The sequence below is a fragment of the Candidatus Brachybacter algidus genome (genome assembly GCF_016707225.1).
GTDB lineage: Bacteria > Bacteroidota > Bacteroidia > Chitinophagales > Saprospiraceae > Parvibacillus > Parvibacillus algidus.
In genome coordinates this window covers 62,684-75,070 of the sequence record NZ_JADJID010000010.1, presented here as the reverse complement: position 1 = coordinate 75,070, position 12,387 = coordinate 62,684, and the positions used below count along the sequence as shown (strand labels likewise).

Annotated in this window: 11 protein-coding genes; 9 read left to right on the top strand and 2 right to left on the bottom strand. The window is 35.8% G+C overall.

Annotation, left to right across the window (positions count from 1 at the left end):
* Nucleotides 1–43: 43 nt before the first annotated feature.
* Nucleotides 44–1,474, bottom strand: coding sequence for a glycogen synthase (locus IPI15_RS18940; protein ID WP_287421762.1), 1,431 nt, complete (start codon nt 1,472–1,474; stop codon nt 44–46).
* Nucleotides 1,475–1,725: 251 nt separating this feature from the next.
* Between IPI15_RS18940 and ruvB the strand changes: the two genes are divergently transcribed.
* Entirely contained in the window at nt 1,726–2,760 is a 1,035-nt protein-coding gene (gene ruvB / locus IPI15_RS18935) for a Holliday junction branch migration DNA helicase RuvB (RefSeq protein ID WP_287401388.1), read from the top strand.
* A gap of 220 nt (nt 2,761–2,980) precedes the next feature.
* Here ruvB and IPI15_RS18930 read toward each other — a convergent pair whose 3' ends face one another.
* Nucleotides 2,981–3,298, bottom strand: coding sequence for a DUF3467 domain-containing protein (locus IPI15_RS18930; RefSeq protein WP_287401387.1), 318 nt, complete (start codon nt 3,296–3,298; stop codon nt 2,981–2,983).
* A gap of 138 nt (nt 3,299–3,436) precedes the next feature.
* Between IPI15_RS18930 and IPI15_RS18925 the strand changes: the two genes are divergently transcribed.
* The 8 genes from IPI15_RS18925 (at nt 3,437) to gldG (ending at nt 12,379) form a co-directional block, all read left to right on the top strand.
* Nucleotides 3,437–4,831, top strand: a complete 1,395-nt coding sequence (locus IPI15_RS18925; RefSeq protein ID WP_287421761.1) for an alpha/beta hydrolase-fold protein — start codon at nt 3,437–3,439, stop codon at nt 4,829–4,831.
* A 64-nt stretch (nt 4,832–4,895) separates the two neighbouring features.
* Nucleotides 4,896–5,438: a redoxin family protein gene (locus tag IPI15_RS18920; RefSeq protein WP_287401385.1), complete on the top strand. Its 543-nt coding sequence runs from the start codon at nt 4,896–4,898 to the stop codon at nt 5,436–5,438.
* 116 nt (nt 5,439–5,554) lie between these two features.
* Entirely contained in the window at nt 5,555–7,129 is a 1,575-nt protein-coding gene (locus tag IPI15_RS18915; RefSeq protein ID WP_287421760.1) for a T9SS type A sorting domain-containing protein, read from the top strand.
* 22 nt (nt 7,130–7,151) lie between these two features.
* Nucleotides 7,152–8,246, top strand: a complete 1,095-nt coding sequence (locus tag IPI15_RS18910; protein WP_287421759.1) for a T9SS type A sorting domain-containing protein — start codon at nt 7,152–7,154, stop codon at nt 8,244–8,246.
* 40 nt (nt 8,247–8,286) lie between these two features.
* Nucleotides 8,287–8,901 carry a MarC family protein gene (locus IPI15_RS18905; protein ID WP_287401382.1) on the top strand — a complete coding sequence of 205 codons (615 nt, stop codon included), beginning with the start codon at nt 8,287–8,289 and terminating at the stop codon, nt 8,899–8,901.
* Between the two features lie 85 nt (nt 8,902–8,986).
* Nucleotides 8,987–9,904: a gliding motility-associated ABC transporter ATP-binding subunit GldA gene (gene gldA / locus IPI15_RS18900; RefSeq protein WP_287401381.1), complete on the top strand. Its 918-nt coding sequence runs from the start codon at nt 8,987–8,989 to the stop codon at nt 9,902–9,904.
* 7 nt (nt 9,905–9,911) lie between these two features.
* On the top strand, nt 9,912–10,643 hold the full coding sequence (locus IPI15_RS18895) for an ABC transporter permease subunit (RefSeq protein ID WP_287401380.1): 732 nt from the start codon (nt 9,912–9,914) through the stop codon (nt 10,641–10,643).
* On the top strand, nt 10,637–12,379 hold the full coding sequence (gldG, locus tag IPI15_RS18890; RefSeq protein ID WP_287421758.1) for a gliding motility-associated ABC transporter substrate-binding protein GldG: 1,743 nt from the start codon (nt 10,637–10,639) through the stop codon (nt 12,377–12,379). The genes IPI15_RS18895 and gldG overlap by 7 nt, the downstream gene beginning before the upstream one ends.
* Nucleotides 12,380–12,387 lie beyond the last annotated feature (8 nt).

Sequence of the window (12,387 nt, the reverse complement as noted above, 5' to 3'; positions counted from 1 at the left end):
TATCTAAATATTTGGATAAATAGGAATAGTTTAAATTCTAGACTCAAACTAATTCTTCATATAAGTTTTTATAGTTCACAGCTGAGCTGTCCCATGAAAAATCTAATTTCATATCGTGAGACTGTAGTCTAGTAAATTCTTTTTGATCATGAAAAACGGCTATTGCCCTGTCTATAGCGACTAAGGCATCATCCACTGAGAACTGTTGAAACCGGAAGCCACGACCTTCCCAATCTCCATGATCCCAAACGGTATCTCTTAATCCCCCAATGGATCTTACAATTGGCACAGTGCCATATCTCATTGCATACATCTGGTTCAATCCGCATGGTTCCACCCGTGATGGCATGAGAATGAAATCTGCACCTGCATATAATTGATGTGCCAAGGTCTCATTATATTCAAGGGAGCAATCGAAGATGCCGCTCAAATGCCATTGTAAATGCAAAAAGCTTTGATGAAGATTTCTTTCACCTGTACCTAAAACAACAAAAGATACACGTCTGCCACTTTGTGCACATTTCAAGATCAAATCAGGCAACAAGTCTGCCCCCTTTTCTCCTACTAAACGTCCTATAAAAGTAATCATTGGCAATCTCGGATCTACTCTGAACCTTTCACAAACTGCCATTTTATTATTTAACTTAAACTTTTTCACATCTTTAGCCAGATGGTATTGTATCCTTGGGTCATTTGTCGGGTCCCACGTCTCAGTGTCGATCCCATTGAGTATGCCTTTACATTTATGCCATTCTGATTGAATAAGTGGTTCTAAGCCATTACTACTGACTGACAACTCTTCCATATATGAATAAGAAACTGTTGTTACCCTCCACGCACATTTAATTCCTGTGGCAAGACTATTGATCATACCGTTCCAATCAAGCACCGGCGCAGCGTAAGTCCTGAAGTATGGTAGTAAATCTTTGTTATTCCAAGAAAAAATTCCCTGATAGACACCATTGTGAATGGTCAGAACTGTCGGTATATAAGAAAGAGATTCATACTCGGGACAATAATTCATCATGAAAGGAATTAACGCCGTATGGTGATCATGGCAATGAATCACATGAGGTTTTTCGCTAGAAGCTATTATCCACTGAAGCACGGCTTGTTGAAAAACCATATACCTTTCTAATTCATCACTATAGCCATAACCAGTATTTGGATCAGCATAGACACCCGGTCTGTCAAACATACCGGGAATGTGCACAGCAAATAGCGTAAATCCTAATGTATCATTGACTTCCTGCTCAATAACATATGGAATATATGATTGATTGAGCCTTACTGTTCCTCTATGTACTGCCTTAAATGGATGCTCCCAAAGCCACTTTGTGCCATATTTAGGTATAATAACCCCAGCCTGAACCCCAATTCTGTTCAAATATTTTGGCAGTGCCCCAACCACATCACCAAGACCTCCTGCCTTCGCAGCTGGGTAACATTCGGCGGCAACATGTAATACTCTCATCTTATGATCTTTTATTCTGAATTCTTTAGTTCTAAAAGTATATATATTTATTGAATTCCAAAAAATAAAAATTAAATAAATGCTTATGTATTAAATACACAAACAAAAACAATATTAGGCAATTTAATTAACTCATTATTAATCAAGTTATTTTAAATAAATAATACTTACAATTTCTAATGATATTTAAAAATAAAAATGTGAGGCAGCCTCAAATATTATATCTTTGTTTTTAATAATACGTTCACATCTTGAAAAATAACTTGTTGGATTCTGAATCAGAAAACCTGAATACTGATGATAAGATCATAGAAAAAACCCTTCGACCCGGTTATTTGGATGATTTCAAAGGCCAACGAAAAATAGTCGACAACCTGGAAGTTTTCATAAAAGCGGCCAAGCAAAGAGGTGAAGCGCTTGATCATGTGCTACTTCATGGGCCTCCAGGCCTTGGAAAGACTACATTAAGCAATATTATTGCAAACGAATTGGGTTCAAACCTTAAAGTTACCTCCGGTCCGGTTCTTGACAAACCCGGTGACTTAGCTGGACTGCTTACTAATCTTGAACCAAATGATGTCCTTTTTATTGACGAGATCCACAGACTTAACACTGTCGTAGAAGAGTATCTTTATTCAGCAATGGAAGATTATAAGATAGACATCATGATTGATTCAGGACCGAATGCGAGAAGTGTTCAATTGGCACTGAATCCTTTCACACTTATAGGAGCTACTACAAGACAAGGATTGCTTACAGCACCTATGCGGGCCAGATTTGGTATATCATTTCTACTTGACTATTATGATATTCCTACCCTTGAAGGCATTATCAAAAGGGCTGCCGGAATTTTATATGTTAAAACAGAAGATCAGGGAGTTCATGAAATAGCCAGAAGAAGTCGAGGCACACCACGTATTGCTTATGCTCTATTGAGGAGAATGAGGGATTTTGCACAAATAAAGGGTAAAGGCATCATAACTTTGGAAATAGCCAGAATGGGGTTAAATGCGCTTAACGTAGATGAAAGCGGTCTAGATGAAATGGATAATAAAATACTCAGAAATATTATTGAGAAGTTTAATGGTGGTCCAGTTGGAATCAGCACCATAAGCACTGCAGTGGGAGAGGAGAGCGGAACATTGGAAGAAGTCTATGAACCATTCCTTATCATGTCCGGATTTATCCAACGAACACCAAGAGGTAGAATTGTAACACCTAAGGCTTATAAGCATTTAGGATTTACACCACCAAGCTTGCAGGATTCTTTATTTGATTTAAGTTAGCAGGTGAGAAGGTGAGAAGGTGAGCAGGTGGTTCAAACAATCAGTGAAAATAAGCAATATCGCATTACTTTAACTTGCATTGTTCTATAAAATGATCTGGATAATTTCGTAACCACTCATTGATTTAACCATTATTACTGACCAGTGATTCACTGTACTACTATCATACTCTAATACTATCATACTGGTTAACTCTAATACTCTATACTCGCATAATCTCCTACGCTTGCGCCTTCGGAGTGCTGAAATTCATCGGAGGTATTGGTGGCATTTCCAGATCCTGAATATTACCATATGCTTGTTCAAATTTACCAATGTTTTCTCTGAGAGCATTCATCAGCCTTTTAGCATGTTGTGGTGTCATAATAATACGTGATTGAACCTTAGCTTTAGGCACATTAGGCATTACTCTTATAAAGTCAACAACAAATTCACTGTGGGAGTGGGTTATAATAGCAAGGTTAGCGTATATGCCTTCAGCAACTTCCTCGTTCAGCTCTATATTTAGTTGGTTTTGATTCTCATTAACTTCAGCCATCTTCCTGTGTATTTTGTTGATTATTGAAAGGTAAAGGTAGTAAAAATCAGTCTTACCCAAAAATATTCTTGTATTTGAAATTTTAAGGACTTTAAAAGAATATAAAGTCTAATTTTGATTACTAATCTATTAATTAATATGAAAAAAGGTTTCCTGCTGGCATTTATTATTTCAGTTCTCATAAGCAATGCTAATGGGCAAATGTACTTAAAAGTAAAAGTTGCCCCCCAATTCTACACAGCCTTCTTTGACACGCTGCATGTTCCTTCGGCTTTAAATAATTGGGACCCAAGTTTTAATTACGAAATGATCTCTGAAAATTTATTCAAAATACCTGCTTTTCAAGGAAATACTGAATATAAGATCACAAGAGGTAACTGGAATACAGTAGAGGCAGCTTTGAATGGGAATGACATAGCTAATAGAACGCTAACATATCAAAAAGGAGATACTATTGAAATCGAAGTAAACCAATGGAAAGATCTATACACTTCATCAGCCCATACTGCCAGTGCGCAAATACATCTGCTGAAGTCAGACTTTAATATGCCTCAATATTCCAGAACAAGGAGGGTTTGGATATACTTACCTGCTGATTATTACACAAGTGGGGATGATTATCCGGTGCTTTACATGCATGATGGTCAGAACTTATTCGACAAGCCATATTCCTTTGTTGGAGAATGGAAAGTTGATGAAGCTCTTGACCAGTTTGAAAGTTCTGGAGAAAGATCCTGCATCGTCATAGGTATTGATAATGGGGGAGGAGAACGGATCAATGAATATACTCCCTACAAACATCCAACTTATGGAGGAGGGCAAGGTGAAACCTACACGACATTTTTAGTTCAAACACTTAAGCCATTTATAGATAGTCATTTCAGGACACTTCCCGGACCTAAAAATACAGGAATCGCAGGAAGTTCATTAGGTGGTCTCATCAGTTATTATGCTGCAATCAAGCATCCTGAAATCTTTGGTAAAGTAGGGGTCTTTTCACCAAGTTTCTGGTACTCAGATAGTTTGTTTGCTGATGTAACAACATACGAACCATTTGATAATCAAAAATTTTATATCGTGGCAGGTCAAAATGAAGATGAAGACATGGTTCCAGACATTGATAATTATATCGATAAAATGAAGATCAGAGGTATCAATGATGAACAATTATTGAGACTTATTCAACCTGATGGACAGCATAGCGAATGGTTCTGGGCAAGAGAATTTCCGGCAGCTTATAAGTGGCTGGATCTTTGGGATAAAGGATTGGTAAAGACAGAGGAATCAATTGACAGTCAAATATTTATGAGCATCAACGAAAGCCCTTCTTTAAATCCAAGATTTATAATATCCTCTGAACTTACCACTCCAGCCAAAGTAGTTATTATTGATGAAAAAGGAAATCAATTCCAAACTTTTCTTCCAACGAATCATGCGACGATATCAATGGATTCTACAGCAAAAGCAGGAGTTTATTTCGCACACTTCTCCTCAGGAAAACATAATCAGACAATTAAATTCATCAAAATGTAGTTATTTCTTGGGCTATAATAAAACAATAACTCCCAGAAAAATTTGAACGGTATAAAATATAATTATGTATAATCTTTTGGTATTTATATTATTACTGACTTTTCCAGTTACAAATAGCTCATCAATTAGTACTGTGGATCATAAAGCTCCAATAGAAGAATTATCAGCATATCTTTTTCTATCAGAAACATGCCCCATTTGTATTAGTCTGACACCAGAGATTAAAAAAATTGAAGCAGAATTCTTAAACAAAGGTTTAGTCTTGCACCTCGTCTTCCCTAATGTCAAAGATTCTAATCCAGAAAAAATAGGCAAGTTTGTCAGAAAATATCACCTAAAATCTCAAGCATTTATTGATAATGAACAATCATTGACCAATAAATATGGAGCTTCCACCACACCTGAAGTTTTTCTAGTGGAAAAAAAGACGGATAGAATCATTTACAGTGGTAAAGTTAATGATGAATTTATCGCCCTGGGTAAAAGAAAACGCACTAACATCAATCATTTTCTATATGATGCTATTCGGAAATACCTTGAAGGAGATAAATCTACCGTTATTTCTACTAAGGCTGTTGGATGTTTCATAATCAAGGAAATAGACTGATAAACATCTTTGATAATGTCATTGCTGTTTAAAAAAAATTATATTTGTAACTCATAAGAGGTCATATTGACTTATTAGCATAATCTTGAATAGAGTATTATTAAATTTTTTCTCAAATGAAGTATTTACTAGCCTTCCTATTTGCCGCTCTTTTAAACGTTACATTTACAACTGCCCAAGATGTAACATTCTCCAAAGACATCGCTCCAATCGTTTTCAAGCATTGTACTTCTTGTCACAGGGAAGGAGAGATCGCACCCTTTCCTCTTACTTCATATGATGAGATTAAGTCCAGAGGACCATTCATCCAGTATGTCACCACCAGTAAATATATGCCACCCTGGAAACCACAACAGGGAATTCAGCATTATCAAAAAGAAAATTACCTTTCAGATGATGAGATTGGTCTTATCACGCAATGGGTAGATGCAGGTATGCCAAGAGGCAATGCAGCTGAAGAACCAGAACTTCCAGTGTTTCCGGAAGGTTCGCAAGTTGGAACTCCAGACCTTGTTGTATCTTTCTCTCAATCATATTTGCACAAAGGCACTGGGATCGATGAATACAGATATTTTGTAATTCCAACTAATCTTACAGAAGCCAAATACCTTACAGCACTTGAAGTGCGACCCGGAAATAAAAAAGTAGTACACCATACATTAGTTTGGGCAGACTCAACGGATGCATCAAAACAAGCAGACGCGGCGACTCCTGAATACGGCTATGAAGGAAGTGGAGGAAGTGCAGCAGGCAGCCTAGACAATCAATTGCCCGGTTATGTACCCGGTCAAAAACCGATAGTGTATAAGGATGGCCTTGCTATTAGGATCCCTAAACAATCTGATCTTTTACTTCAGATGCATTATGCCCCGTCTTTCACAGATGAATTGGACAGCACCACGATCAACCTATTTTTTTCAAAAGAACCGCCAAAAAGAATTGTGAAAACATACGTGGTTCTGCCTCTGCCACAGATTATAAGTGAAGCTTTTATAATTCAGGCTAACAAAGTCAAAGAGTTTCATGGAAAAATTCCGATTTCGACAAAAACTACATTATTGGGTCTTGGACCACACTGCCATCTTTTAGGTCAAAATTGGCACGTCTTTGCAGTAAGGCCTGGTAAAGATACTGTTGAACTTATCAAGATCAATGAATGGGATTTCAATTGGCAAGGATCATATAACTTCGTAAAACCAATTATTCTGCCGGCTGGTTCAGTGATTCATGCTCTAGCAACGTATGACAACACCGCTGACAATATTAATAATCCGAATAACCCTCCAAAATTAATTTCTTGGGGTGAAAAAACCTCAGATGAAATGTATTATTTGCCTTTGATCTTCATGGACTATAAAGCAGGAGATGAAGATTTAAACTTTCTTGATGAAACATTAGCTGTTGATTATCAAAAAGATGACAACTCTGGTACAGTTTTATATCCAGTTTATCCAAATCCGGCTGGAAATGAAACTAACATTTATTTTACTTTGGATAACATTGAAAAAATGACACTAACTATCATGAATGAGCAAGGAGTTATCATGGATAGCCCATTCAAATCGAAGCTTTATGCATCAGGTCAACATATAACGAAATTAAATACCCAGGACTACAAAAGCGGATTTTATTTCGTTATTCTAGATAACGGAATCAAAAAAATGACTCAGAAATTTGTAATCACACGATAATTTTCAAAATAAAAAGCATTAAATGAAATTTTTCTATACTCTATTATCTATTGTTTTTGCTGGCAATATCTTCGGCCAAACAATTAATTCAACATCTCTTCCTAAAGTCAATTCTGAGAATAGTTACTATTCATCTTTAAACACAGACTTGAATGAGATATCTAAAGTTGGAAATGGCCAAACGTGGGATATATCTGGCGTATCAGGTGGAATAACTACTCAAACTAAATATGAATTACCTGTCAAAGGAAATTACGGTTATTTGTATCCGCAAGCTACTTATTTTATTAATGAGGGTGGAGATGGCGAAGTTTATTATAAATCCGACGATACTGGTTTAAAATTATTAGGTGCACCTAGTCCATCATTTATTAATCCTGGCATAATTGAAAAGGGAGAAATCAGACCACCAATTTTTGAGATCAAAACACCTATGAATGTAGGAGATCAATTAAATCAAACAGCTTATTTGGTCATCGATATACCTGTGTCGATTATTCCAGACAGTTTATTAAATACACTACCAATAAAGCCGGATTCCCTTAGGTTGAAAATAACAACTAAGTATAATTACGAATGCACCGGTAGTGGTATTCTAAAATGTCCAGGAAAAGATTTTAGTGTATTACAGCAAATAGCAAATATCACCACAATAAGTAATGCAGAGGCAAAGGTTCCTTTTTTGGGTTGGATTGATGTATCTAATTTTGTAGATTTTGGTCTGGGAGAGGAAGATTTAATTACGAATATTACTTTCTGGTCTCCGGATCATGTAGGATATGTAGCTCAATTCCAGGTAAGACCTGATATCAAGGATATAGTTGTCGCTAAATATACTACTGAAGGAACATTGTTGAAATCAAATGATGATCAATATACGAGTTCAACAATTGAAATTTTTCCAAATCCTATTTCAACAGAACTTAGAATAAAAAATGTTGAGGGACATGTTGCTGATTTTGTAAAAATAAATTCCATCGATGGAACTTCGTTGATTGAAAAGCAGATCAATAATAATGAAGTTATAAATGTATCGCGGCTCAATCCGGGGCTCTACATTGTTAATTTATACCAAAATGGCCAGGTCATAGCTATTAAAAAAGTTATCAAGCTTTAGTTTGCCTTTAGAATATAAACTATAAAAATAAGAAGATCTTATGATCTTAGACTTGGCATATTTTGATTGGGACTGGAAAGAATTTTTTGCAGTTTTTGTTACACTGTTTGCAGTAATCGACATTTTGGGATCAATACCCATCTTAATTTCGCTTAAGGAAAAAATGGGTCACATACGATCTTTCTATGTGGTGGTATTATCAGGAATATTAATGATAATGTTCTTCTTTCTTGGAAGGCCATTTTTGGACCTTTTCGGATTGAGTGAAAATTCATTTGCAGTAGGTGGCAGCATCGTTATTTTTTTATTAGCGCTGGAGATGGTACTTGGAAAAGAAATATTCCACAATGATGGTAATCCAAAAGCCGGAACACTTGTGCCGATTGCCTTTCCTCTGATAGCGGGGGCAGGCACACTAACTACGATCATGTCCTTAAAAGCCACTTATGAAAATAGTGGTAAAAACGAGATAGTTATCCTTGTTGCTATTATTGTCAATCTCATCGTTGTATATGCGGTTCTTAAATCACTTAAATGGATTCAAAAGGTAATTGGAGTGTCAGGACTGATTGCAGTTCGAAAATTTTTTGGCGTAATTCTGCTTGCGATTTCTATTCAGATTTTTGTCAAAAATATTGGTAAAATCGGTTTTTAAAAATTGATCTTTGAAAATCGTTTGCAGTTAAAAGAATTTGCAAATGATTTTTAATGTTTAGTTTTGCGCGCTTAAGTATTGCTTTATGTCTATAGAAGTATCAGGATTAACGAAAATATATGGATCTCAGAAGGCTCTGGATGATATTTCCTTTTCTGTCAAAAAAGGAGATATTTTAGGATTCCTGGGCCCTAATGGTGCCGGGAAATCCACTACCATGAAAATCCTTTCCTGCTTTATACCACAATCATCCGGTGAAGCAAAAGTATGTGGCATGGATGTTAGAACAGATTCATTAAAGATCAGAAATGAAGTAGGATATTTGCCTGAGAACAATCCACTTTATAAGGATATGTATATCAAAGAATATTTGGCTTATATAGCTCGTCTGTACAATATCAGTAAACCTATGAAAAGGGTAGGAGAAATGATAGAACTTACAGGTCTAGGACAGGAACAAAGAAAGCTAATCTCACAATTGTCCAAAGGATACAAACAAAGAGTAGGTCTTGCTCAAGCAATGATTCACAACCCTCAGGTGCTAATCATGGACGAACCAACTTCAGGATTGGATCCAAATCAATTAGCTGAAATCCGTAACCTCATCCGCGAAATAGGTAAAGAGAAAGTTGTTGTCTTTTCCACACACATAATGCAGGAAGTTGAAGCCTTGTGCAATAGGGTTGTGATCATTAATAAAGGTAAGATTGTTATTGATGATGAAATTTCAAAATTAAATACTATTTCTCAGGGCAGCAATTCCGTTACTATTCAATTTTCAAAAGATTCCAAGGCTAATCTAAACCACTTCAAAGAAATTGCCGGTTTGAAAAACATAGAAAGTTTGGAGCAAAATTCTTATATGTTTACAAGCAATGATTCAGTAGACATCCGGGAAGCATTGTTTGATATCTCAGTGGCATCCGGGCTGAAAATCATTCGTATGGAACAAAAAACATTCAGCATGGAAAATGTCTTCCAACAACTGACAGCAAGTAAATAAAAGTAGTATGTGGACTATTGCATTCAAAGAAACATCAACGTTTTTTAGTTCGTTGGCAGGATTTATCATAAGTGGCGTATTTCTGCTTTTAATGGGGTTAATGTTATTCTTTTTCCCGGATACCAGCATTTTATCTTCAAATTATGCGACGATGGACGGTTTGTTCTATTTGGCACCAACGATTTTCACTTTTGTAATACCAGCTATCACCATGAGATTCTTTGCTGAAGAAATACAGTCCGGAACAATAGAATTATTAGCAACCAAACCAATATCAGATCTTAAAATCATCCTTGGAAAATTTCTGGCCGGTTTGTTTCTGATAGGCTTATGTCTTTTGCCTACGCTCATATATTATTATACAGTGTATCAACTTGGTTCACCTAAGGGCAATCTGGATAGCGGCGGAATTATGGGTTCATATGTAGGACTTGTTTTTCTATCTGCTTGTTTTTTGGCAATAGGTATTTTTTCAAGCGCATTGTCAAGTAATCAGGTAGTAGCTTTCATCATTGGAGCATTTCTGTGCTTCTTGTGTCAATGGTTCTTTTTATATGTGAGTAAATTACCTGTATTCGTTGGATCGTTGGATTATTTTATACAAAAGATAGGCATGGATTATCACTACGGAAGGATGAGTAAAGGAGTGATTGACTTAAAAGATGTTATTTATTTCTTATCAGTCATCACCTTATTTATCGGTTTTACTCACTTCGTATTGCAGAAAAGAAAATGGTAGAAAAATCGAAAGAATTGAAAGAAAAGGAACAAAAAATATTAAGTAACAAAACGCAAAGTATATATGCTTTAGCGCTGTTAATAGGGTTCTGTATAGTAATTAATATAATTTTCTCTTTTGTAAATTTCAAGATAGATCTTACGGAAGAGAAAAGATTTACCTTAACACCATCTACTGTCCAAATGCTCAATGGATTGAAAGATAATATTTATGTTGAGGTTTTACTGGAAGGCCAATTTCCTGCCGGATTTAAAAGGCTTCAAGAGTCTACTAAGGACCTTTTAGATCAATTCAGAAGTGAGTCACCTTATGTTCAATACAGATTTTTTGATCCGTTGGCCTTAGTTACTGTGGCAGAAAAAAATAATAGGATCAAGGATCTGGCTGAAGATGGAATAAAACCAACCAACCTAAGGGTAATGGAGGAAAATGAATCTACAGAAAAGATTATTTATCCTGTTGCAGTAGTAAAATTTGGATCTAAATCTATTCCTGTTAACTTATTGGAAAATAGTATTGCAGGTTTTAGTGATGAGGAAGTTCTTAACCAATCGATCAATCTTTTAGAATATAAAATAGCTGATGCAATAAATAAAATATTGAGGGTTCAAAAACCTACTATTGCTATTACTAAAGGACATGGGGAGTCGAAACCAATAGAAACTCAGGATCTTATAAATACATTATCTCCATTTTATAACTTGAAATGGATAAGCCTGGATAGCATGTATACCGTGCCTGACGATATCAAGTTGATCATTATGCCCAATCCATCAGTAAAATTCGATGAAAAGGCTAAATTCGTACTTGACCAGTTTGTAATGAAAGGGGGAGATGTCATGTTTCTGATCAATAGGTTGAAAATTGATATGGATAGTCTTCGGAATGTGAGAGCAGAGTATGTACCAATTGAAAATGATGTCAACCTGGAAGATATGTTTTTCAAGTATGGAGTGCGGATCCAGCCCAATTTAATTTTGGACCTGGAATGTTCTAAAATACCTTTAGTTGTAGGAAAACTTGGCACAGGTGCTCAGACTGAATTGTTTAAATGGTATTATGCTCCATTACTGTCAAGTAATTCGATCAATCCTATCGTCAAAAATATAGATAGAGTCAATGCTTATTGGACCTCAACTGTGGATACAATCAAGACAAAAACTGATATCAAAAAAACTGTTTTACTTTCATCCAGTCAATATTCCAGAGTTCAGTTTGCACCAGTCCGTATTAATTTTGAAATTTTAAGATATGATCCGGATCCCTCGAAATTTAATAAACCTAACCAACCTGTCGCAGTTTTGCTGGAAGGCAAATTTCCATCCTTGTATGAGAATAGAGTAAGTCCGGATATGCTAAAGACTCTAACTGATATTAAGGCAGAATATAAAAGTTCCGGTGATGAAGCTAAAATCCTCGTAGTTTCCTATGGTAAGTTGATTAATAATTTGTACAACCCGACACAAAGTGATTATATGCCTATGGGGTACAATACCTTTGAAAAGCAATTGTACGGCAATAAGGATTTCGTAATTAACGCGATTGAATACATGTTTGATGAAAAAGGCATATTGGCAGCACGCGCTAAAGAAGTAAAATTAAGGCTACTGGACACTGTAAAAATCAAAAACGAAAGATCTTTCTGGCAATTTATCAACGTTTTATTGCCAATATCGTTATTAGGGCTTGGAGCACTCTTTTTTAATATTTTACGCAAAAGAAAGTTTGCTTCTTAATTTTTAAC